Annotated in this window: 19 protein-coding genes and 1 pseudogene; 14 read left to right on the top strand and 6 right to left on the bottom strand. The window is 44.6% G+C overall.

The window, feature by feature from the left end:
- Nucleotides 1–211 precede the first annotated feature (211 nt).
- Nucleotides 212–1,162, bottom strand: a complete 951-nt coding sequence (locus tag BM278_RS02030) for a cation diffusion facilitator family transporter (RefSeq protein ID WP_090947731.1) — start codon at nt 1,160–1,162, stop codon at nt 212–214.
- Between the two features lie 197 nt (nt 1,163–1,359).
- Here BM278_RS02030 and glgB point away from each other — a divergent pair, with 197 nt between their 5' ends.
- The 5 genes from glgB to BM278_RS02005 are packed head-to-tail and all read left to right on the top strand — an operon-like array spanning nt 1,360 to nt 9,254.
- The gene (gene glgB / locus BM278_RS02025) at nt 1,360–3,291 is read left to right on the top strand and encodes a 1,4-alpha-glucan branching enzyme (protein WP_090947730.1); all 1,932 of its coding nucleotides are present in this window, start codon (nt 1,360–1,362) and stop codon (nt 3,289–3,291) included.
- Nucleotides 3,242–4,378 (top strand): glucose-1-phosphate adenylyltransferase, encoded by a 1,137-nt coding sequence (locus tag BM278_RS02020; RefSeq protein ID WP_090947729.1) that lies wholly within the window; start codon nt 3,242–3,244, stop codon nt 4,376–4,378. The genes glgB and BM278_RS02020 overlap by 50 nt, the downstream gene beginning before the upstream one ends.
- A gap of 7 nt (nt 4,379–4,385) precedes the next feature.
- Nucleotides 4,386–5,417 (top strand): glucose-1-phosphate adenylyltransferase subunit GlgD, encoded by a 1,032-nt coding sequence (gene glgD, locus BM278_RS02015; protein WP_090947728.1) that lies wholly within the window; start codon nt 4,386–4,388, stop codon nt 5,415–5,417.
- Complete coding sequence (glgA, locus tag BM278_RS02010) at nt 5,414–6,868, top strand: glycogen synthase GlgA (RefSeq protein WP_090947727.1); 1,455 nt, start codon at nt 5,414–5,416, stop codon at nt 6,866–6,868. Before glgD ends, glgA begins: the two co-directional genes overlap by 4 nt.
- Nucleotides 6,855–9,254, top strand: coding sequence for a glycogen/starch/alpha-glucan phosphorylase (locus BM278_RS02005; protein ID WP_090947726.1), 2,400 nt, complete (start codon nt 6,855–6,857; stop codon nt 9,252–9,254). The genes glgA and BM278_RS02005 overlap by 14 nt, the downstream gene beginning before the upstream one ends.
- Before the next feature lie 31 nt (nt 9,255–9,285).
- On the opposite strand, the gene BM278_RS02000 is transcribed toward BM278_RS02005, so the two are convergent.
- From BM278_RS02000 to BM278_RS01990, 3 genes are all read right to left on the bottom strand, one after another.
- Nucleotides 9,286–10,080, bottom strand: a complete 795-nt coding sequence (locus tag BM278_RS02000) for a TIGR00266 family protein (RefSeq protein ID WP_090947725.1) — start codon at nt 10,078–10,080, stop codon at nt 9,286–9,288.
- An 86-nt stretch (nt 10,081–10,166) separates the two neighbouring features.
- Complete coding sequence (locus tag BM278_RS01995; RefSeq protein ID WP_090947724.1) at nt 10,167–10,931, bottom strand: yteA family sporulation protein; 765 nt, start codon at nt 10,929–10,931, stop codon at nt 10,167–10,169.
- 85 nt (nt 10,932–11,016) lie between these two features.
- Nucleotides 11,017–11,952 carry a 1,4-dihydroxy-2-naphthoate polyprenyltransferase gene (locus BM278_RS01990; RefSeq protein WP_090947723.1) on the bottom strand — a complete coding sequence of 312 codons (936 nt, stop codon included), beginning with the start codon at nt 11,950–11,952 and terminating at the stop codon, nt 11,017–11,019.
- Between the two features lie 171 nt (nt 11,953–12,123).
- Here BM278_RS01990 and BM278_RS01985 point away from each other — a divergent pair, with 171 nt between their 5' ends.
- The 5 genes from BM278_RS01985 (at nt 12,124) to BM278_RS01965 (ending at nt 18,449) form a co-directional block, all read left to right on the top strand.
- Nucleotides 12,124–13,506 (top strand): isochorismate synthase, encoded by a 1,383-nt coding sequence (locus BM278_RS01985; protein ID WP_090947722.1) that lies wholly within the window; start codon nt 12,124–12,126, stop codon nt 13,504–13,506.
- A complete protein-coding gene (menD, locus tag BM278_RS01980; RefSeq protein ID WP_090947721.1) occupies nt 13,499–15,253 on the top strand; it encodes a 2-succinyl-5-enolpyruvyl-6-hydroxy-3-cyclohexene-1-carboxylic-acid synthase in 1,755 nt (584 codons plus the stop codon). The genes BM278_RS01985 and menD overlap by 8 nt, the downstream gene beginning before the upstream one ends.
- Nucleotides 15,250–16,062 carry a 2-succinyl-6-hydroxy-2,4-cyclohexadiene-1-carboxylate synthase gene (menH, locus tag BM278_RS01975; RefSeq protein ID WP_090947720.1) on the top strand — a complete coding sequence of 271 codons (813 nt, stop codon included), beginning with the start codon at nt 15,250–15,252 and terminating at the stop codon, nt 16,060–16,062. Before menD ends, menH begins: the two co-directional genes overlap by 4 nt.
- Nucleotides 16,062–16,880: a 1,4-dihydroxy-2-naphthoyl-CoA synthase gene (menB, locus tag BM278_RS01970; protein WP_090947719.1), complete on the top strand. Its 819-nt coding sequence runs from the start codon at nt 16,062–16,064 to the stop codon at nt 16,878–16,880. Before menH ends, menB begins: the two co-directional genes overlap by 1 nt.
- A 105-nt stretch (nt 16,881–16,985) precedes the next feature.
- The gene (locus tag BM278_RS01965) at nt 16,986–18,449 is read left to right on the top strand and encodes an o-succinylbenzoate--CoA ligase (RefSeq protein ID WP_090947718.1); all 1,464 of its coding nucleotides are present in this window, start codon (nt 16,986–16,988) and stop codon (nt 18,447–18,449) included.
- A 33-nt stretch (nt 18,450–18,482) separates the two neighbouring features.
- Here the strand turns inward: BM278_RS01965 and BM278_RS01960 are convergent, their stop codons facing one another.
- Together BM278_RS01960 and BM278_RS01955 are read right to left on the bottom strand one after the other, a co-directional pair.
- A complete protein-coding gene (locus BM278_RS01960; RefSeq protein WP_090947717.1) occupies nt 18,483–18,677 on the bottom strand; it encodes a hypothetical protein in 195 nt (64 codons plus the stop codon).
- Nucleotides 18,678–18,755: 78 nt separating this feature from the next.
- Nucleotides 18,756–18,917: a DUF1540 domain-containing protein gene (locus BM278_RS01955; RefSeq protein WP_090947716.1), complete on the bottom strand. Its 162-nt coding sequence runs from the start codon at nt 18,915–18,917 to the stop codon at nt 18,756–18,758.
- A gap of 173 nt (nt 18,918–19,090) precedes the next feature.
- Between BM278_RS01955 and BM278_RS01950 the strand changes: the two genes are divergently transcribed.
- The 4 genes and pseudogenes from BM278_RS01950 (at nt 19,091) to BM278_RS01935 (ending at nt 24,152) form a co-directional block, all read left to right on the top strand.
- Nucleotides 19,091–19,381, top strand: coding sequence for a DUF2325 domain-containing protein (locus BM278_RS01950; RefSeq protein ID WP_090947715.1), 291 nt, complete (start codon nt 19,091–19,093; stop codon nt 19,379–19,381).
- A 12-nt stretch (nt 19,382–19,393) separates the two neighbouring features.
- Nucleotides 19,394–19,939 carry a hypothetical protein gene (locus BM278_RS01945; protein ID WP_090947714.1) on the top strand — a complete coding sequence of 182 codons (546 nt, stop codon included), beginning with the start codon at nt 19,394–19,396 and terminating at the stop codon, nt 19,937–19,939.
- Nucleotides 19,940–20,030: 91 nt separating this feature from the next.
- The gene (locus BM278_RS01940) at nt 20,031–22,103 is read left to right on the top strand and encodes a hypothetical protein (RefSeq protein WP_090947713.1); all 2,073 of its coding nucleotides are present in this window, start codon (nt 20,031–20,033) and stop codon (nt 22,101–22,103) included.
- A gap of 85 nt (nt 22,104–22,188) precedes the next feature.
- Nucleotides 22,189–24,152: pseudogene (locus tag BM278_RS01935) on the top strand (beta-propeller fold lactonase family protein).
- Nucleotides 24,153–24,212 lie beyond the last annotated feature (60 nt).

Below are 24,212 nucleotides of genomic sequence, written 5' to 3'. Positions count from 1 at the left end.
ACGAATATGGTGATGAGCGGCGCAAAAGGAAATGGGCTCCATGGAATGTTCCCGGGAGCCCATTATTATTTAGGAATCTAGATCGTCGCTTCTCTTCTGAAACGGAGGTTTATAGCAAACGATCAGAGCGTCTTCCGCATACTCTAAACATATGTTTGTTAATACAGATGGAAAACACTTTTTCGATGCGAATCGGCAAAGTGCATATTTATTATGCTTTTTTCTTTTTTTGAAGCAAAAATTCTTTTCCATATTCGCCGTGATCATGGAACATGGCGTGTTCGACTTGGATCGTCGTATGTTTAATGCCATATTTTTTGCTTAGCATCTCGTTAATAGCCAAGATCACGCAAAACGGTTGGATATGCTCGTTGATAAACACGTGTGCAGTTAACGAATAGTGGTCCGTAGAGACGGCCCATAAGTGCATGTCGTGTACATCTTCGACTCCTTCGATTTGGCGGATATCCTCTCTAATCTGGTCGAGATGAAACTGATCAGGCACCGCTTCCATCAAAATAAAATACGATTCACGAATAATTTTCGCACCGCCTGTGAAGATGATGCCAGCAATGATGATGCTAATGAGTGGATCGAAAAAATAAAAACCGGTAAAGTAAATGAGTATCGCCGAAACAATGACGCCGATGGAGCTAAGAAGATCCCCGATAAAATGCCATAATGCGCTCTTAATATTTAAATTTTCCTCTTCCTTTGTACTTCGGCTAAGGACGATCGTCAATACGAGATTCACGATGAAGCCGATGGAAGAAATAGTCAGCATTAAACGAAAATCAATCGGTTCGGGAGAAATAAACCGCTGAACTCCCTCCCAAAAAATTCCGATAGAAATAATGGCTAACGTAAGGCCATTTAAAAAGGACGTAATAATCTCAAAGCGCAAATAACCAAATGTAAATCGATGATTTGGTGGACGCATGGCAAGGTAGAGAGCAACCATGCTAAGTCCGAGCGCTAAGACGTCAGATGCCATATGGGCGGAGTCGGAAAGCAGCGCCAACGAATTGGACAATATCCCCCCAGCAATTTCTACAATCGTGAAAAACAGCGTTAATCCGAGGGTGATCCATAATGTCCGTTTCGATTGGTTTTGTGTTTTTACGTGCGGGAGATGGTGATAATCGTATTGAATGATTGACATAACACACCTCTATTTATTTAGAATTATTATTAATTTATATATATTATAATATAGTTCTTTATGATTGTGCAAAAAAATTTTTTATTTGTTTGTTGAAAAGTGTCAAAAAAATATAAATTTTTTATCAAGGAATTTATGGATGATTGTGGAATATAAGTAATAATTGTAAGAAACTTTAAGAAAGGATGCGATGCAGATTGATCGCCGTCAGTCCGACCGATCTGGAAATTTATTTATTTCATGAAGGCAGCTTATATAAAAGTTATGAATTATTTGGCGCACATGTCGTAGAGCAAAATGACGTGGTCGGAACTCGGTTTTGTGTATGGGCTCCGCATGCGCGGCAAGTGCGATTAGTCGGCAGTTTTAACGAATGGAACGGAACTAATTTTAACCTTGTAAAAGTAAGTGATCAAGGCGTATGGACGATTTTTATTCCGGAAAACTTGGAAGGACATTTATATAAATACGAGATTACCACGAACGATGGGAATGTCGTGTTAAAAGCCGATCCATATGCGTTTTACTCTGAATTGCGCCCCCGCACCGCCTCCATCGTCTACAACATAAAAGGTTATCAATGGAATGATCAAACATGGCGACGAAAGAAACAACGTAAGCGAATTTATGACCAGCCTTTGTTCATTTATGAGCTTCACTTTGGTTCGTGGAAAAAGAAAGAGGACGGCAGTTTTTATACATACCGAGAAATGGCGGATGAGTTAATTCCATATGTTATTGAACATGGTTTCACCCACATTGAATTGCTTCCGCTCGTTGAGCATCCGTTTGACCGCTCTTGGGGATATCAAGGAACAGGTTATTATTCAGCGACAAGTCGCTACGGGACACCGCATGATTTCATGCATTTTATTGACCGCTGCCATCAAGCGGGAATCGGCGTGATTCTCGATTGGGTTCCTGGCCACTTTTGCAAAGATGCCCATGGGTTATACATGTTTGACGGAGCGCCGACATATGAATATGCCAACATGCAAGATAGAGAAAACCATGTGTGGGGCACAGCGAATTTTGATCTTGGCAGGCCGGAAGTTCGCAGCTTTTTGATTTCCAACGCGTTATTTTGGATCGAATATTTCCATATCGATGGCTTTCGGGTCGATGCGGTGGCCAATATGCTGTATTGGCCAAATAGCGATGTAGCGCACAAAAACCCATATGCTGTACAGTTTTTGCAAAAATTAAATGAGACCGTATTTGCGTATGATCCGAGCATATTGATGATTGCCGAAGATTCGACGGAATGGCCGCTCGTCACTGCCCCAACGTATAACGGAGGGTTGGGATTTAACTATAAATGGAACATGGGGTGGATGAACGATATTTTAACATATATGGAAACGGCGCCGGAGCGGAGAAAATATGCGCACAATAAAGTAACGTTTTCCCTTTTGTACGCGTATTCGGAAAATTTTATTTTACCGTTCTCCCATGACGAGGTCGTGCATGGAAAAAAATCGCTATTAAATAAAATGCCGGGGACGTATGAGGAAAAATTTGCGCAATTAAGGTTGCTGTATGGGTATTTGCTCACGCATCCCGGCAAAAAACTATTGTTTATGGGCGGTGAATTTGCTCAATTTGATGAGTGGAAAGATTTAGAGCAGTTGGATTGGATGCTTTTTGATTTTGAGATGCACCAGAAGATCAATGTGTACGTGAAAGAATTGCTGAAATGGTATAAGCGCTGCAAATCTTTGTATGAGTTAGATCATTCTCCGGATGGATTCGAATGGATTGATGTTCATAACGCCGAGCAAAGCATTTTTTCATTTGTTCGCAGAGGAAAAAAAGAAAACGATTTGCTTGTTGTTGTGTGCAATTTTACCAATAAAGTGTACCACGATTATAAAGTTGGTGTTCCTCTATTTGCCAAATATCGAGAAATAATCAATAGCGATGCGGCTAAGTTCGGAGGGTGGGGGAATGTCAATGCGAAGCCGGTTGCAGCGGTCAAAGAGCCGTTTCATGGAAAGCCATATCATATTCGCATGACAGTTCCGCCGTTTGCCATTTCTATTTTACGACCAGTGAAAAAACGGGGGGATGGAAGCATTGATGGCAAAGAAAAAGTGCATCGCCATGTTATTGGCGGGAGGACAAGGTAGCCGTTTATGTTCGTTGACGACAAACATTGCCAAGCCAGCTGTTCCATTTGGAGGAAAATATCGCATTATCGATTTTACATTGAGCAACTGCACGAATTCCGGAATCGATACGGTCGGAGTATTAACGCAATATCAGCCGCTTCTGTTGCACTCTTATATTGGCATCGGGAGCGCTTGGGATTTAGATCGCAGAAATGGCGGCGTTACCGTTCTTCCTCCTTATTCCGTATCGTCTGGGGTGAAATGGTATGAAGGAACAGCGAACGCCATTTATCAAAATATCAACTATATTGAACAATATGACCCGGATTACGTGTTAGTTTTATCGGGGGATCATATTTATAAAATGGATTATGGAAAAATGCTTGACTATCATATGATGAAAAACGCTGATGCGACTATTTCTGTCATTGAAGTTCCGTGGTCGGAGGCAAGCCGCTTCGGCATTATGAATACAAATGAACAAATGGAAATTATTGAATTTGAAGAAAAACCGAAGAACCCGAAAAACAACCTTGCTTCAATGGGCATTTATATTTTTAATTGGCCGCTTTTAAAAGAGTATTTGCAAATGGATAACGCCAATCCGCACTCAAGCCACGATTTTGGAAAAGACGTGATTCCGTTGTTGCTTCGGAAAAGAAAGCGGCTTGTCGCCTATCCGTTTAAAGGCTATTGGAAAGATGTCGGGACGGTGAAAAGTTTGTGGGAAGCCAATATGGATTTATTGGATGAAAAAAACGAGCTAGATTTGTTTGACCATTCATGGCGCATTTATTCTGTAAATCCAAATCAGCCGCCGCAATACATTTCCGATGAAGCGGTTGTCGTTCATTCGCTTGTTAACGAAGGATGCGTGGTCGAAGGAAACGTAGAACATTCCATATTGTTTCAAGGAGTCCATGTTCAAAAAGGAGCGATGGTGAAAGATTGCGTCATTATGCCGGACGCGGTGATTGGCGAAGGAGTCTATATCGAAAGGGCGATCGTGCCGCCGAACATAGAAATTCCGTCGCATTTAGTTGTTTGTCCGGATGATTTTCTTGTGACGAAAGAATGGTTACAAACGAAAAACGGGAAAGGATGAAGCAACGGTGAATCATAAATCGATGCTGGGAGTTATTGATGCAACGACGTATATCGAGCCGCTTCAGCCGCTGACGATGCATCGTTCTGTTGCGGCGGTGCCGTTTGCGGGGAGGTATCGATTAATCGACTTTGTATTGTCGAGCATGGTTAATTCCGGAATCGAGAGTGTAGCGATTTTTCCAAAATACCAATACCGTTCTTTAATGGACCATTTAGGATCGGGAAAGAATTGGGATTTAAACCGGAAACGGGACGGATTATTCTTTTTTCCATCCCCAGATTTATCGATTCCAAATCCTCACGTTGGCGCGTTTGCCCATTTTGAACAGCATATTGACTATTTTTTGCGCAGCAGGCAAAAATATGCCGTTATTTGCAACAGTTACACCGTTTGCAATATTGATTATGAAGCGGTGTTAGAACGTCACATTGCGAATCAATGCGATATTACCGAAGTTCGCCATCAAGGTCGTTCGCTGGAAATGTTTGTGTTAGAAACGTCATTGTTGCTCGATTTAATCGCTAATCATCGACGTACCGGCTATTACAGCATTGTTGATGTTGTCCGTGATCATCGTCATTCTTTAAAAATTTGTGACTATGAATACAGCGGGTATGCGGCTGTCGTTGACTCGATTGAAAGTTATTTTCGCCATAGCATCGAATTGCTTAATCGAGATGTTTGGCGGCAGCTGTTTATTAAGTCACGTCCGATTTATACGAAAGTGAAAGATGAACCGCCGACGAAATATACAGAAAAAGCGGTCGTGAAAAATTCCATGATCGCCAACGGCTGCATTATCGAAGGGCATGTGGAAAACAGCATCATTTTCCGCTCTGTGAAAATCGGCAAAGGGGCAGTCATCAAAAATAGCATTATTATGCAAAAAAGTCAAATTGGTGAACATTGTCATCTCCATTGCGTTATTGTCGATAAAGATGCGAAAGTAGAAAATGACGTTTCTTTACTGGGGACGGAACAGCAACCGTTTGTAGTTCGAAAAGGAACGGTGCAAGGAGAGTTGATCAACCGGTGAATGTATTGTTTGTCGTGTCTGAGTGCGTGCCGTTTGTGAAGTCGGGAGGATTGGCGGATGTTGCCGGAGCGCTGCCGAAGCAATTGCGGAAATTAGGGACGGATGTTCGGGTCATCATGCCAAAATATGTAACGATTCGCGAAAGCGATAAAAAAGAAATGAAAAAAATTGCCGAACTTGTTGTTAAGGTAGGATGGAGACGGCAATATTGCGGAATCGAAATGCTCGAACGCGAAGGAGTGATTTATTATTTTGTCGACAACGAATACTATTTTCAACGCCATCTATTATACGGACATTATGATGATGGAGAACGGTTTGCGTACTTTTGCCGCGCCGTTTTAGACGCGCTTCCCGCGCTTCCGTTTCGCCCGGATATTATTCATTGCCACGATTGGCATACCGGCATGATTCCGTTTTTATTGCGCGAACAATATCGAAAAAATCCATTTTATGAACAAATCCGCACTGTATTTACGATTCATAATCTGCAGTTTCAAGGAATTTTTCCCCGCGAAATTTTAGGTGATTTATTGAATTTAAGCGATCATTATTTTACAATCGAACATTTGGAGTTTTATGGAAATGTGAACTTTATGAAGGGGGCGCTTGTTGCCGCCGATATCATTACAACGGTCAGTCCGACATACAAAGAAGAAATACAGACAGAATATTACGGAGAGCGGCTTGATGGGCTGTTGCGGGCGCGCCGACATGATTTAATCGGAATTTTAAACGGCATCGACGATGAACGGTATGATCCGAAAACCGATCCTTTCATTGCCGCTCCATACGATGTGCAGACGATTGCTAGAAAACAAGCGAATAAACGCGCCCTGCAACAATATTTCGGTTTACCGGTAAGGGAAAACGTCCCGATTATTGCGATGGTAACGCGGTTGACAAAGCAAAAAGGGCTCGATCTTGTAAAGTGCGTCTTCCATGAAATCGTTGCCGAAGATGTTCAATTCATTTTGCTTGGGACAGGAGATGCGGAGTTTGAACAATTTTTCCGTGCTATGGAGGCAACATACCCGAATAAAGTCAAGGCGTACATTGGCTTTTATGAAGAGTTGGCACATCAAATTTATGCGGGAGCCGATCTATTTTTAATGCCATCGAAATTTGAGCCGTGCGGCCTTAGCCAAATGATCGCGCTTCGGTATGGAACGATTCCGATCGTGCGGGAAACGGGAGGATTAAACGATACAGTGCAATCGTATAATGAGTTTACGGGCGAAGGGAACGGGTTCAGTTTTACGAACTTTAACGCCCATGATATGTTATATACAATTCGCCGCGCGCTTGCGTTTTATAAGGAGAAGCAAGTGTGGGAAAAGCTGATGCAAGAAGCGATGGGCGGCGATTATAGCTGGCGGCAGTCAGCGCTTGAGTATCACAAAGCATATGCGGATTTAGTGGCCGGGAGTGAACGTCATGTTCTCCAATAAAGAAGAATTTAAAAAAACGTTTTTAAAACGGCTTGAAATGCTGTGCGGCAAACGCTTTGAAGAATCAACGTCGCGGGATCAATATTATACGTTAGGGAGCATGGTTCGGGAATATATTAGCCAAAACTGGATTCAGACGAATGAGAGAAATCGCGCGCGAAAGCAAAAGCAAGTATATTATTTGTCGATTGAATTTTTACTAGGGCGACTTCTTGGCAGCAATTTGCTTAACCTTGGCATTCGCAATGTCGTCGAAGAAGGGCTGAACGATTTAGGAATTCGCCTTGATGACATAGAAGAATGTGAAGCGGATGCAGGGCTGGGCAACGGCGGCCTTGGCCGCCTTGCTGCTTGTTTTTTAGACTCGCTTGCTTCTCTCAATTTGCCTGGTCATGGTTGCGGAATTCGTTATAAACATGGGCTTTTTGACCAAAAAATTGTCGATGGATATCAAGTCGAGCTGCCAGAACAATGGTTGCGCCATGGAAACGTATGGGAAATCCGAAAAGAGGAATTGGCGGTAGAAGTGAATTTTTGGGGAAGTGTAGAAATATCCAAGCAAAACGGCCGCCTGACATTCCGCCATATGGACAGCGAAAAGGTAATGGCGGTTCCATATGATATTCCGATCATCGGCTATGATACGAAAACAGTGAACACGTTGCGGCTTTGGAGCGCGGAGCCGGCGAAAACGTTTCCGCCTCATAAAAGCATAATGCAATATAAAAGGGAAACGGAGGCGATTTCCGAATTTTTATATCCTGATGACACGCATGACGAAGGGAAAATATTGCGCCTGAAGCAGCAATATTTTCTCGTTGCTGCAAGCGTTGGCAGCATCGTCCGCGCGCATCGCCGCCAGCATGGGCATTTGTATGAGCTGCATAAGCATGTGGCGATTCATGTGAACGATACTCACCCAGCTTTGGCGATTCCGGAATTGATGAGAATTTTATTAGATGAAGAGGGAATGAGCTGGGAAGACGCTTGGCACGTTACAACGAATACGGTTTCGTATACGAACCATACGACATTGTCGGAGGCGCTAGAGAAATGGCCGATTCGCATTTTTCAGCCGCTGTTGCCGCGCATTTACATGATTGTCGAGGAGATAAATGAGCGGTTTTGCCGCGAACTTTGGCATCATTATCCCGGCGATTGGAAGCGGATTGAAGAAATGGCCGTTATCGCACACGGCCTTGTTAAAATGGCGCATTTAGCAATTGTCGGAAGCCATAGTGTGAACGGGGTCGCAAAATTGCATTCGGAAATTTTAAAAAAGAGGGAAATGAAGCTGTTTTATGAGTTTCAACCGCAAAAATTTAACAACAAGACGAACGGAGTGACGCACCGGCGGTGGCTGCTAAAAGCGAACCCCGAACTTTCCACGTTAATTACGAAGGCGATAGGACCATGTTGGATCAAAGAACCGCACAAATTAATTCAGTTAAAGCGATACGCTTTCGATCCGGCGTTTCAGCAAGAACTCGAAAACGTCAAGCAAAAGCGCAAAGCAAAATTGGCGAAGCGCATTTATGAAAAGACGGGAATCCTCGTGAATGAATCATCGATTTTTGACGTGCAAGTAAAACGGCTTCATGCTTACAAGCGGCAGTTGTTAAATGTTCTCCATATTATGCATCTGTACAACCGCCTTAAAGAAGATGCAAGTTTTTCGATTTATCCGCGCACATTTATTTTTGGCGCCAAAGCTTCCCCGGGATATTATTACGCAAAACGGATTATTAAACTTATCCATGCGGTCGCGGAAAAAGTGAACAATGATAAAAGGACAAACGAACAGTTAAAAGTCATTTTTTTAGAAAACTATCGAGTTTCTTTAGCGGAAGAAGTTTTTCCGGCGGCAGATGTAAGCGAGCAAATTTCAACGGCAAGCAAAGAAGCGTCCGGCACAGGCAATATGAAGTTTATGATGAATGGGGCGATTACGCTTGGAACGCTAGATGGGGCGAATGTTGAAATATTGGAGGCGGTCGGGGAAGAAAATATGTTTATTTTCGGGCTTACGGCGGAAGAAGTGTTAAACTACTACCAAAACGGCGGATATCGCGCGCACGAATATTACCATCACGATAAACGGATTAAGCAGGTCGTCGATCAGTTAGTCAACGGATTTTTTCCGGGCGTTCATGACCATTTTGAGCCGATTTACGATTCGCTTTTAACACAAAACGATGAATATTTCGTGCTGCGCGATTTCGCGTCATATGCCAAGACGCAGGAAAAAGTGGAAGCGGCGTATAAGCAGCGGGAACGATGGCTGAAGATGAGTGCGATCAACATTGCCCATTCCGGCTACTTTTCCAGTGACCGGACGGTGCAAGAGTATGCGACTGAAATATGGGATATTCATCCAGTTGAATAAATAAAAAAGAGAGAGGGTTTTTTGGCCTCTCTCAATCGTCTCCATCGAGCCAATCGCCAATGCTGCCGAGAATGCTTCCTTCTCCGACGGAGCGGCTTCCCGTGCTTGGTGCAGCGGCGATAATCCGGTCAGCAAGCCGGCTGAACGGAAGCGACTGCACCCAAACGGTTCCCGGACCGGTTAATGTGGCAAAAAACAATCCTTCGCCGCCGAAAAAGGCGGTTTTAATTTTACCAACATATTCGATGTCATAATCGACGTCTTTTGTCATTGCCACTAAGCAACCGGTATCAATGCGCAACTTCTCGCCGGGCTCTAGCTTGCGCTGATAAATCGTTCCGCCCGCGTGCAAAAAGGCAAGGCCGTCTCCTTCAAGTTTTTGCATAATAAATCCTTCACCGCCGAAAAAGCCAGTGCCAAGTTTACGTTGAAAGTCAATGCCTACAGAAACTCCTTTCGCTGCACAAAGGAAGGAATCTTTTTGGCAAATCACTTTGCCGCCGAGTTCGCTCAAATCCATCGGAATAATTTTCCCCGGGTATGGTGCGGCGAACGAGACGCGGCGTTTTTCGGCACTGTTGTTCGTAAACACGGTCATAAATAAGCTTTCACCGGTCAACAGCCGTTTTCCCGCTCCCACTAACTTGTTGAAAAACCCTTTTCCGGAATCGGAACCGTCTCCGAAGACCGTCTCCATCGTAATTCCATCTTCCATCATCATCATGCCGCCAGCTTCGGCGATGACGCTCTCTTGGGGATCCAATTCAATTTCGACGAATTGCATGTCGTCCCCATATAGCTTGTAGTCAATTTCATGCGCATTCATCGTCTTCACCTCAATATCATTGTTTCATCAACTAACATATTCTTTATACGAACGTGAATTCCTTTTTGTTTCAAAAAAAAAGACCATCAACGCCGATGGTCTTCTTTTTTCGTATAAGGTTCTTTTTCATATGCCGGCAGATCGCCGATATTGGACATGATTCCCGCGTCGTCCAATATATTTTCCAGCTGTTCGTGTTCCCTTGTCGGATATACTTTTACGTTTTTCCCGTATAAATCTACTGCAGCAAAATTTTCCAGTTCTTCGACGTAACCGACGTGTTCTTCTGATTCGGCATATGTTTCTCCGTAATAGTCAATGTTTTTCCCTAAATCAGAAGGAGTATCGGACGAGTCGTAACGAGCGACTTCTTGCCAAGCGTCTTCCGCGTCATATGCGACCGATTCGTCACGGCTATCGAGATCAAATTTGCCAAATGGAGGCATCCACACTCCTTCTTCGAGCAGCCGTTTTTGTGAAACCGTTTCGTCACGGCTATGTTCTTTGCAGCATGTTGTTGTCGGCAGTGCTTTCAGCCGTTCGTATGGAATTGGCTTTCCGCAAACTTCGCATATGCCGTATGTGCCGTTTTCGATCGCTTGAAGAGCGTGTTCAATCTCTTTTAGTTCCCTTTCCGCATGTTCATCTAGCGCGATATCTTTTTCCCGTTCATATAGTTCGGTAGCCTCATCCGCCGGGTGATTGTCGTAGCTTGCAAGTTCGCCGACCGCGTCGTGCGCGTGGCTCCGCAGCGTGCCGAAATGATCATTATGTTGCAGCCGTTCTTGCAGTTCGTGTTTTGCGCGAAGAAGTTCGGCGCGGAAGGCGGCCAATTGTTCATTCGTTAACATGATTCATCATTCCTTCCTAAAAATCAACCGTTTACTTTGTAGTATGAACGAAAAATAAAAAAAAACACGGTCTATGACGACCGTGTCACAACCAATGGCTAATAAGCAAACCAATTGCCAATAGAAAACCAAATTGCGTATTCGTTTGTGCCGTCGCTTTCATCGCCGGCATCATCTCGATCGGCTTCGTTTTGCCGATAAATCCTTTTGCCGCTGCAATCGCTTTTGGCACGCTGAAAAAGACGAGCAATGTCCAGAAGGAAACGAGGTGGAAAAGGGCTAGTCCAACCATCCAAATAAACGATACGACAAACATGCCGGCAAGAATGCGGATCGCATTATCGCGTCCGACTAAAATCGCCAGCGTTTTGCGCCCGTTCTTTTTATCCCCATCGAAGTCGCGAATGTTGTTTGCCAGCAAAATCGCCCCGACTAAAATGGCAATCGGCACGGAAATCAAAATCGCCGTTTTTGTTATTTCTCCTGTTTGGATAAAAAAGGAAATTAAAATAATAAGCAATCCCATAAAAAATCCGGCAGCAAGTTCACCAAACGGGGTATACGCGATTGGTATAGGTCCGCCCGTATAGAAATATCCAGCCGCCATACAAATGGAACCGATCAACGCGAGCCACCAGCTGCTATTCATGCAAATATAGACGCCGATTAGCGTTGCGATGGCAAAAAAGGAAATCGCCAAATTCAAAACCGTTTTCGGCTGGATTCCTTCGCGAACGATTGCTCCGCCAATCCCCACGGATTCTGGTGAGTCCAGCCCGCGCTTAAAGTCATAATACTCATTGAACATGTTCGTTGCCGCTTGAATGAGCAAAGAAGCGACAAGCATCGCGATAAACAGCGAAACACGAATGTTTGTTTCATGGAACGCTAACGCTGTACCAATACAAACGGGAACAAATGCGGCTGTCAATGTGTGCGGACGCATTAATCTCCACCAAACGCGCCAATCGCGGTGGCGGTTGACGGGTGAACGACGATCTGTTTGCAATGATGATTGCATAATCATACCCCTCGTATCAGATAAAATAAAAGTAATGTTCAAAAAACGTTCACAATAAGTGTAGGAAAACGGCTATAAGGTGTCAACCCTTTTAGAATAGATAAATCATTTCCTATTATATATAATGAAAAATAGAAAATAAGCAATAACGATGAAGAAAGCGGGATTACAGTGGCAATTTTATATCAGCATAAAATAGAAGAACAATTGCGTTTCATCGGGAAAAAAACGAATCGCCCGTTCATTAGTTGGAGCGGGGAAATGGATCGTGTAGATCCGGTTTATTTTTTTGCGTTAGGACAAGCGTGTTCTTTTCGCGAGCGGTTTTATTGGTCGGATCGCGCGAACGAAACCGTTTATGTAGGGCTTGGCTGCACGTATAGCATCGAAACAGAAGAAAAGGAGCAGCGTTTTCACAGTGTAGAAACGCAGTGGAAGCGGTGGATGGAAGAGATAGCTTCCTACCATAATGGAACCGATGCAACGCCGATTTTGTTTGGAGGTTTTTCATTTGATCCGCACAAACCAAAAACGGACAAATGGCGCGCTTTCCCTCACGCAAAAATGGTGGTGCCGACGGTTCTTTTATCGCTTAAAAACAAAAAGGCGACATTAACGGTGACGGTGCCTTCCGAATGTCATGAAGAAGTGATAGAAAAAATAGGAATGTTGATGCGGCTGTTATCTCAAGAACAGAGACAGCCGACATCTTCATTGCCGAAATTAGTAAAATATGAAGAAATTCAAAAAGAAGAATGGATTCATGCGGTCGAAAAAACGATCGGAAATATTCGCAAAGGAAAGTTGGATAAAGTAGTGCTGGCAAGAGAGGCGCGTTTATCGTTTGCAGATACGATTGATCCGAGTGCTGTTTTGTGGCGATTACGCGAACAACAGCCGTTTAGTTATCTTTTTGCGTTTGAACAAGAAGGGCAATGTTTTATTGGCGCTTCTCCGGAACAGCTTGTGAAAAAGGAAGGGGATGCGTGTTATTCTGTTTGTTTGGCTGGATCGATACGCCGTGGCAAAACATTTCAGGAAGACGAACAGCTAGGACAATGGCTCATGCATGATGAGAAAAACCTTCGTGAACATCAATTTGTTGTTCAGATGATTAAAGAAGCGATCGAAGCGGTTTGCGAGCATGTGGATATGCCGGCTTCTCCGCAATTGTTAAAATTGCAGCATATTCAACATTTATATACTCCTGTGATCGGAGAAAAGTGTCATGCTGCATCCGTTTTATCGATTGTAGAGCAAATGCATCCGACGCCGGCGCTTGGCGGAACACCGCGAGAAAAGGCGATGAAGGAAATTCGCGAAATTGAACCGTTAGACAGGGGATGGTATGCGGCGCCAATCGGCTGGATGGATGCAGAAGGAAATGGGGAATTTGCCGTCGCCATTCGTTCAGGGCTTTTGAGTGGAAAAGAAGCGTTCATTTTCGCAGGTTGCGGAGTAGTCGGTGATTCTGACCCGATAAGCGAGTATGAAGAAACGAAAGTGAAATTTACCCCGATGTTATCGGCACTAGGAGTGGAGAGAAATGAATGAAGCATTAACATTATATATAGCTGCATTTATTGATGAATTAGCGAAAAATGGAGTAAAAGATGTTGTCGTAAGCCCGGGATCGCGCTCGACCCCGCTTGCCATTGTGATGGCAGAACATCCGGCGATGCGCGTACATATGAACATTGACGAGCGCTCCGCCGCGTTTTTTGCACTTGGCATGGCGAAAGCAAAGCGGCGTCCTGTCGCCCTTCTTTGTACGTCAGGAACGGCGGTTGCGAACTATTTTCCAGCGGTCGTAGAAGCGCATTATTCGCGTGTACCGCTTATTGTCATCACGGCAGACCGTCCGCATGAATTGCGTGATGTCGGGGCGCCCCAAGCGATTGACCAGCTGAACATATATGGAAAATATACGAAATGGTTCGTCGAGATGGCGCTGCCGGAAAAAACGCCGGATATGCTCCGCTATGCGCGGACGATGGCGGCAAAAGCAGCAGGGACGGCGATCAGCGCTCCGTCAGGCCCCGTTCATTTAAACTTTCCGTTGCGCGAGCCGCTTGTGCCGGTAGTCCACGAAGAAACATGGAAGCAAATCGAAGCGAAAGAGCCGTCTTATACAACGGTCATCCCGGGAAAAATGACGATCGGCATCGAGCAAATTCAGCAGTTATACGATGAATTTTCTTCTGTTGAAAAAGGGCTGATTGTTTGCGGGCCAATCGATCGGCCCGAATTTGCCGAGGCGGTCACGAAATTGGCGGAAATGCTCGATTATCCTATTTTAGCAGATCCGCTTTCCCAACTGCGCAGCGGAACGCACGCGAAAGAGTATATCATTGACAGTTATGACGCGATCTTAAAAGATGAAAAGATCGCCGCTTCATTGGTTCCGGATGTCGTGATCCGTTTTGGCGCCATGCCTGTCTCTAAACCGTTATTCCTTCTGCTGAAGCGATATGTTAATATTAAACAAATTGTCGTTGATGGGGAAGGCGGTTGGCGGGAACCGACATTAACTGCGTCGTACATGGTGTACTGCGATGAAATTGAATTTTGCCGCCAGCTTATTCGTATTGGCGAACCGAAGCGGAACAAAAGCGAATGGTCGACGACGTGGAAAGCGATCAACGATATCGCGAAATCGGTGCTTCTTGAAGCAACGGCAGGCGAAGAATTATTCGAAGGCAAAGTGTTTACGGAACTTTCGCGATTGCTTCCGGACGGGGCAACGTTATTTGTCGGCAACAGTATGCCAATCCGCGACACGGATACATTTTTCTTTGCAAACGATAAACAAATTCGCATTTTAGCGAACCGTGGCGCCAACGGGATTGACGGTGTTGTGTCAAGCGCATTAGGAGCGAGCGCGGTTGCCGAGCCGCTTGTGCTTGTCATCGGCGATCTTTCTTTTTACCATGATTTAAACGGGCTGTTGGCGGCAAAAATGCACGGACTGCACGCGACGATCATCGTGCTTAATAATAACGGCGGCGGAATTTTCTCGTTTTTGCCGCAGGCGGAGCATAAAAAACATTTTGAAATGCTGTTTGGCACGCCGACGGATTTGCAATTTGCCCATGTTGTTCGCATGTATGGAGGAAATTTCGCAAAAATCGCGACATGGGATGAATTTCGCGATTGTGTAACTCAATCGTTAACAACCGATGGTCTTCATGTAGTGGAAGTATGCACGTCAAGGGAAAATAATGTAAAAATGCATCGCCTTTTGTGGGAAAAGGTTTCCCAGGAAATAGCGGAATTTCTCGAAAAAAGGGGAGCAGTATGAAGATTTTCGCCAACGGAGTTTCTTACCATGTCGAACGGTTCGGCGAAGGGGAACCGCTTTTGCTATTGCACGGATTTACTGGAAGTGTGGAAACGTGGAAACCTTTTTTCCCATATTGGCGTGACTATCAACTTATTCTTGTAGACATCATCGGGCACGGTCTGACCGATTCGCCAAACGATCCAGCGCGCTACGAAATAGAAAAAGTTGCTGCTGATCTGGAAAAAATATTGCAGCATTTTCATTTGCAAGACGCCCATGTGTTGGGATACTCAATGGGCGGGCGGCTTGCGCTAACGTTTGCGATTCTTTATCCTCACCTCGTCCGGACGTTAGTATTAGAAAGCAGTTCTCCGGGATTAAAAACGATGCAGGAAAGACGCGAACGAATTGAAAGGGATGAAGCGTTAGCGGAAGAAATAGAGCGATATGGTGTGAAGGCGTTTGTCGAAAAATGGGAAAACATGCCGCTTTTTGCATCACAAAAGCGCTTGCCTGTTAGCGTACAGCAGCAAATTCGCAATGAACGGTTAAACAATAATGAAAAAGGATTGGCAAACAGTTTGCGGGGAATGGGGACTGGAAAGCAGCCTTCATGGTGGAACCGTTTATCGGAAGTAAACGTGCCGACATTGCTTTTATGCGGAGAATGGGATCAAAAGTTTTGTCGGATTGCCGAAGAAATGAAGAAATACCTTCCAAATTGCGAAATGGTAAAAGTCGCCCAAGCGGGGCATGCAATTCATGTGGAACAACGAGAGATTTTTGCTAAAATAGTAAGTGAGTTTATTAAAGGAGGAGAGTTATAATGGCCATTGAGTGGGTAAAGGAACGCGAGTATGAAGATATTATATACGAAACGTATAACGGCATTGCGAAAATTACGATTAATCGCCCGGAAGTACATAACGCGTTCCGTCCAAAAACCGTCGCCGAAATGATCGACGCCTTTTCACATGCGCGTGATGACTCTAAAATCGGCGTCATTATTTTAACGGGAGCAGGCGGAAAAGCGTTTTGTTCCGGAGGAGACCAAAAAGTGCGCGGCCATGGAGGATATGTCGGTGAAGATCAAATTCCGCGGCTAAATGTATTAGATTTGCAGCGATTAATTCGCGTTATTCCGAAACCTGTGATTGCCATGGTCGCTGGCTATGCGATCGGCGGCGGTCATGTGTTGCATGTTGTTTGCGATTTGACGATTGCGGCAGACAACGCGATTTTTGGACAAACTGGTCCGAAAGTAGGCAGTTTTGACGGCGGATATGGCGCGGGCTATTTAGCGCGTATTGTTGGACATAAAAAAGCGCGTGAAATTTGGTATTTATGCCGCCAATATACCGCGCAGGAAGCGTTGGAAATGGGACTTGTCAATAAAGTGGTGCCATTAGAGCAATTGGAAGAAGAAACAGTGAAATGGGCGCAAGAAATTTTAGAAAAAAGCCCAACGGCGATTCGCTTCTTGAAAGCGGCGTTTAACGCCGATTCTGACGGCTTGGCTGGCATTCAGCAGCTCGCCGGCGACGCAACGCTGCTATTCTATACAACCGATGAGGCAAAAGAAGGAAGAGACGCATTTAAAGAAAAACGCAAACCAAACTTCCAACAATTCCCGCGTTTTCCGTAAGCAAAGCGAAAGGCGCTTGAGGCTAGATAATAAGAAAAGTAAAGCGAAAGCAGCTTGATGAATCCCATCAAGCTGTTTCTTTATTGAGGAAGGAGAGCAAGGAACATGCAAACATCGCTTCCAAATTGGCTTATGCAGCGGGCGTTTTTGACACCGGAACGTGTTGCTGTTTATGATGAACGAGCACAAAAAACGTTTATGGAGCTTCATGAGTCTGCCGCGAAAAAGGCGCGTCAGCTCGCAAGCGCAGGAGTGCGCAAAGGAGATATCGTCGCTGTTTTCATGAAAAACAGTGTGGCGATGATCGAATTGATTCACGCCCTTCATTATCTTGGCGCGGTTGTTTTGCTGCAAAACACGCGGTTGACTTCCTATGAGCTTGCTTGGCAATTGAAAGATAGTGGCGCGGTGTGCGTTATTGCCGATGATGAGTTGGCGGACCGAATCGAAGAAAACGTTCGGGTGATTACCGTAAGTGAATTGTCCGCGCTGCCTAAGGCGGAAGCCGAGTTTCAGCAATATTATCATTTGGACGATGTCGCTACCATCATGTATACGTCAGGAACGACGGGAAAGCCAAAAGGGGTATTGCAAACTTACGGAAATCATTGGTGGAGCGCTATCGGTTCGGCTTTAAATCTAGGATTGCATGAGAATGACTGCTGGCTTGCGGCCGTTCCGTTTTTTCATATTAGCGGCTTATCGATTATGATGAAAAGCGTCATATATGGAATGAGCATGTATGTAATGCGCGCTTTCGATGCGAAAAAAGCCAATGATCTCATTATCGCTGGAAAAGTTACGATAATGTCTGTCGTCAGTGCGATGTTGCAAAAAATGCTCGCCGACCTTGGCGAAAGACGGTATCCGGAAACGTTTCGCTGCATGCTGCTTGGCGGCGGGCCTGCTCCGAAACCGTTGCTGGAAGCATGTAAAGCAAACGGAATTCCCGTTTATCAGACGTACGGCATGACGGAAACGTCGTCGCAAATTGTCACGCTTGCGCCGGAATATAGTTTAACAAAACTCGGTTCCGCAGGAAAGCCGTTGTTTCCAGCGCAGCTTCGCATCGAAAAGGACGGAAAAGCGGCCCGTCCGTATGAACATGGAGAAATTGTCGTAAAAGGACCAAATGTGACAAAAGGATATTTGCATCGGCCGGATGCAACGGAAGAAGCGATTCGCGACGGCTGGTTTTATACGGGAGATATCGGGTATATCGATGAAGACGGATTTCTATATGTATTAGACCGCCGTTCCGATCTGATCATTTCTGGCGGAGAAAACGTTTATCCAGCTGAAATTGAAGCGGTGCTTCTTTCCCATGAGGCAGTAGAAGAAGCGGGAGTTACAGGGATCGATGATGAAACGTGGGGACAAGTGCCATGTGCGTTTGTGAAATTAAAAAGCGGTTATTCGGTAACGGCAGAACAGTTAAAACAATTTTGCCAAGAGCGTTTAGCGAAATATAAAATCCCGAAACAAATTTATTTTGTCGAACAATTGCCGCGCAACGCTTCGCAAAAATTATTGCGCCGTGAATTAAAACAGCTAATTCCAAACAATTAATTTAGGAAGGGGCTTCTTACGTAAGCCCCGTTTTTAATCATCCATTAAACCTAATTCTACGGCGCGATAAGCAATGAGTTTTTCGACTTCTGGAGGCAAGTCGTCCAATGCGCCAAATTCATATTGCCATAAATTTGTAAATGAGTCGACGCAGATCGGAAATGTCATTGGATTCGTCCGTTTTACTTCCTCTTTAAACGCTTTAATTAAACTTTCTTTTTTCCTCATAAATATCGCCTCGCTTTGTTAAACTATGTAGGCATCGCGCCTTTGGCGCAACCGCCAAAGGCTTCGTGTTCTTTTGCATTACGCTTCATTTGAAGGAATAAACGTTTTGCAATCTGTTTCGGTGGAATCCGACGCCATTTTCCCGTTATGGCTTACAACATAAATCGATTCCGCGCTGCAGCGGTTTCCTTCCGCCCAATAATGGCAGTTTTTCACTTCACAAAGCACATCTTTTGCCATATGAATCCCCCCATCGTATGAAAATAACCTACACGTTTAGTTTGGTTGTTTGATAAAAAGTTATGAAGGAAACTACAAGCAATTTTATTGAAAATATTTATCATTGCAATTGACATAGAAAATCATTCTCAATTAGAATAAAAATAAGAAAAGGCAGTAAAGGAGGGGGAACGATGACATCTTTATTAGTGGTGGGTGCAGATCATTTAGGAAATATTACGGATAAACTAATCGATTCAGGTTTTCAAGAAATCATCCATCTTGATGGCCGCAAAGTCAATATGGTGAAACGCGGCATTCCAGAACATGTCGATATTGTTTTCGTCATGACGGATTACGTTAATCATAATTTAGCAAAAGCAATCAAACAAAAAGCGAAAAGCAAAGACAAGCCAATTTATTTTGTCAAACGTTCTTGGAGCTCTATTCATTCTGTTATTGAAAAAATCGAAAAAAGAAAATGACGGGGGTACATAATGATGAAAGCGATGATTAGCCATGAAGGGGATACGACATGGCAACAAGCTGTGAGAAAAGTGATACGCAACGTGATGGTCGAATACTACCGTGCCGTTCCGTCATTGCGATCTCCTTTTTACATGTTAAAGCTGATTGAAACATATCGACAGTTGCTTCATCCACATTTGTTTGAGTCACCAATTCATTATTATACCGTTTTAGCGAAAATCACCGACCATTTGCTTCAATTTTTTACCTCTTGCGCAGAAGCGCGGCAGTCTCCATTTCTTTTGTTTGTGCAAGCGGCCTATCGGCATGGGAAGGGACGAGGAAAAACGCATGTAGACATTGACTTTGTTTATGAAGATAACGGAACGTATACGATTCGAAAGCTGCTGTTAGAAGATGACCAAAGTTTTGTTCACCATTATATGCAAATTGCCCCTGCTGCTTGCAAACAAAAGTTTGGTTTTTACCCAAAGAAGATCGAGTTTTGCTCTCTTCTTACGGGGAAACGGATGGTGGAAACGCCCAATGCATTGCAGCTTATATTGGTTACATAAAATAGTTTACGTTTTCCACTATTTTATATTAAAATAAATGAAAAATAAATGAGAATGAAAATCGTTATTTATAATTTATAGGGGGTCCGACATGAAACGAAAATCGTGGAAAGCGATGACAGCTGCGGCGCTTACGTCCTCGCTGTTGCTCGCTTCCGCTTGCACTTCCAACGGAAAAGAAACAGAAACAAAGCAAAAACATGCAAAGGCAGATTTGCAAGTGCCTGTAACGGATTATACATTTGACACGGCGGGCAACATGTTTGCTTATTCCGAATTTGAACTATCTGGCGAACCATTGGCAGAATCGCTCGGCTTAGATTTGGATGTATTAGACGCGCAAAAGATTGATAAACCGACGAAATTTGATTATACGGCTGGCATCGAATCATATGAATATTCGGAAGAAGCGATGTATGAAGTGACGGAAAAGTCGGGGCTTGGACTTCATTTAATTCACGGTCCGGTTGCGAAGCGATTGGCGAAAAACGTACATAAGACTAGTGACGAGGCATTGGCGGAACGTTTTTATGAATTAGCCGACAGCGTTGGCTATCCGCGTGAAGAGATTTTCCGCAATATGTTCCCAACGTTTATTGAGTACGCAAGCGGAGATCCTCATTATGCGCAAAAAGTGGATACGAGCGTATATGCGGAAAATGACGATGGCACATATGTGCCTGTATACCAAGTCGATTTCCAATCGCTGCGTTGGGATCGCAATAAGATGGAAAAAGTATTAACCCCGTCCGCTTACGGCGGTGTCTTTTTAAAACAAGCGCTTTGGGCGGTCGACTTTTTAGGCGGTTTTCATACAGTAGATAAAGATGAAGAAATAGAAGCAAAAACGCCAAACGATGACAAAGATGAAAACATCGCTCTCGGCGTTAGTTCGGCGGACGGAATGCAAGGAATGATTTTAACAGAGCAAATTTGGAACAAACTGAACTATATTCGTGATCATCTATTTTATAATGCTAATAACCAATCGTTGACGAAAGCATCAGGAAGCCGTTACAATCCGGCACATGGATTCGTCTACTTACCGCATAAAGTTCAAGTGGTCGAGGACGGCAATCAACTTGCGCCAAACGTAAAACAATTGCAAGTGGAAGACCCGCGGAGCTTGCTTCAAGACCAATGGTTGATGCTTTGGCCGGCTTCGGAATTTTACGGCATGACCGACCAGCGTCCGGAAAACAAAAACCAAAATCCTGCCTTTTTGGCGGTGTTTGATGGCGCACCGTACCCGAGCGCACCGAAAGAAAACTTAGATGCAGATGCGGCGAACGATATTTCTTCCACCGACCCATACTCGGTGAACCGGGATGTGCTATTGCAAATATTTAAAAACATCGATGCGATGCACTTTAACCCGAAAATCGGCGCTTTTGTTGAAGAACATGACGGCAAGCAGCAAGGAAAACGCGTCGATACGTTCCAAGCCGGATATACGATGGAAGCGCTGCGCATTTTCGAGCGCGCAATCGACGGGCTTCCGGTTGGTTATGCAAGCGGTGAGGACGCGAAAGGATTAGAAACGCCGGAAGGAAAGCGGGCGTTGGAATTAATAAAAAACCAAGCAGACTTTATCATCAAACATTTAATGAGAAAAGACGGACTTGTAGCGAACGGATACGTCATTGGCGAAGGAGCTGAAAAGTCAGAGCCGACATTGCTTGCCCAGCTTGGTGCAATTCGTGGGTTAACGGCAGCGTTTTTAGCGACGAAGGATGAACAATACCGCGATGCAGCTCGTAAAATTTATGCGGCGATGGATAAGCATTTCTGGGATAAGAAACTGCGCGTATATCGCACTGGAAAAGGAAAAATCGAATATACGCCATTTGTCGCCGGGGCGCTTTCGGGCGTATTCCGCGTCGCGCTAAATAACTTAAATAACACGGAGGCAGATGAAACGGTGAAAGCGTTGGAGCGGGAAACGATTATTTCGCGCTACGTCGATTTTTATGACCGCATCATCGACGGCCCGAGCCTCAAAGAGGGCATGCAGGCGAGCGAGTTTTGGGATACAGGCGATGTATATAAAAAGGACGACAAATCCGGAAATGCTGATCATGACCATGTGCCGCAAGTGCAAGCAGGGCATGGAAAGTATGGCATTGCTCCGATTTTGTTGAATGTGGAAGTGAAAGGGAAATAAGCAAAGCGGCAAATCGCAATGATTGCCGCTTTGCTTTATACAATGATAATGGTTATCATTCTAAAGTGATGAGCGGGGGAACGTTATGAAAAAGTGGTTATGGCTATGTATGTTGTTAGTTTTGTTGGTGATGGGAGGCTGTCAAATAAGTCCAGCCTTTGATGCGAAAACGAAAACGATTCGCCATGAACCGGTTCATAGCGATAATATTGCGATCAACAAAAAGGGAGATACATTATACATCGCCAACATCGACATCAATTCGGTCACTATTTTTAACACGAAAACGAAAAGAAGGAAGCGGAAATCCGAGTCGGCAAAGAGCCAAGGCAGCTCGCTTTAAGCCCGGATGAGCAGTGGCTATACGTTTCCTGCATGTACGACGATCGCGTCGATGTCATTTCGTTAAAAGAGAAAAGAGTCGTTGATCATTTAAAAACGGGAATCGAGCCATTTGGTTTAGTGACAAGCCAAGACGGTCAAACGCTCTATGTGGCGAATTATCGTTCCGGCACTTTATCGGTATTTGATTTAGCGAAAAGAGAGAAGAAAGCAGAAATTAAAGTCGGCGATCGGCCGCGCGCGCTCGCCTTAACCGCTGATGGGAAAAAATTATATGTGACGCAATATTTAGATGGCAAAGTTAGCGTTGTTGACACGAAACAAAACCGTGTTCTGAAAGAAATTGCGCTCGCTCCGTCGCCGGATAAAGAAGACCGCAAAAAAAGCCAAGGCATTCCAAATACGCTAGAGCAAATCGTGATTGCGCCTGACGGAAAAAAAGCGTATATTCCTCATTTACTGACGAATATTGACACTCCCATTAATTTTGAAGAAACGGTGTTTCCAGCGATTTCTGTAATTGATTTGCAAAACGATGTAGAGCTAACGGACGAACGGAAAGAGCTATTTGAAGAAATCAACGTAACGGATGTCCACAATCAAACGATGATCGTTTCCAATCCTTATGATCTTGCCTTTCAACCGGATGGAAGCAAAGCGTATGCGATCATGTCGGGAAGCGAAGATTTGGTCGTGTTTGATTTGCAGCGAGGCGGGAATGCTACGCAAATTTTGCGGCGCATTGAAGGGAATAATCCGCGCGGGATTGTCATTTCCCCAGATGGTAAAACGTTGTACGTGCATAATGCGATGAGCCATGATCTTGCCATTATCAAAACGGGAGGAAACAGCCCGTACGCAAAAGCAAAAGCGGTGAAAGGAACGATCCGTTTAATTGCCAAAGATTCGTTATCGCCGCTTGTGCGCGAAGGGAAAACGATCTTTTATAGCGCCAATAGCGATGAATTTGCGATAAATATTACGGGGAATAACTGGATGAGCTGTGCATCTTGCCATAGCGACGGCGACATCAATAAACTTACTTTACTGACGCCGAAAGGTCCGCGCAACGTTCCAAGCAACATTTTAGCAACGAAAACAGGATTGTTTATGTGGGACGGTTCGCGTGATGATTTTGCCGATTATATTCATACTGTGCAGAGCGAAATGGGCGGAATGACAAGCGTTGACGCCGGAAAGCCGCTGCCTCCAGACGTGCAGCATATGTATGACGCATTGCTCGCTTATTTAGAAGATCCAAGCTCTTTTCCGGTTCCAAAAAGCCCATACCGCAATCCGGACGGAAGCTTGACGGCGAAGGCGAAGGAAGGGGAAAAGCTTTTTAACGGCAAAGGAAATTGCCTCAGCTGCCACGGCGGCGAATATTTCACAGACAGCCCTAAAGCGGTCGATGCTAACGGACGTTTGACAACGGCGAATACGAATTATTTGCATGACATCGGTACGGCAAATCCGAATGATAAGCCGTCTAACGGTGACGCACGGGCGCATTTTACGAATCCGCGCACACCGAAACAATGGGATACCCCAACGTTGCGAGGCGTATGGGCGACTGCCCCTTACTTGCATGATGGCAGCGCAAAAACGATTGAAAAAGCGATCGAGCGCCATCAGACAAAAGAGGTGGAAACGTTGACGCCGGGGGAAATTGCGGCGATTGCGGAATATGTGCGTTCACTGCAATAATATAAGGATAGCGGAATAAGTAAGCGCCAAATGAATATATGCGCCAAAACTGTCTAAAAG

Origin of the sequence: Parageobacillus thermantarcticus (genome assembly GCF_900111865.1) — a bacterium.
Lineage (GTDB): Bacteria > Bacillota > Bacilli > Bacillales > Anoxybacillaceae > Parageobacillus > Parageobacillus thermantarcticus.
This window is presented reverse-complemented; position numbering and strand designations above follow the sequence as displayed.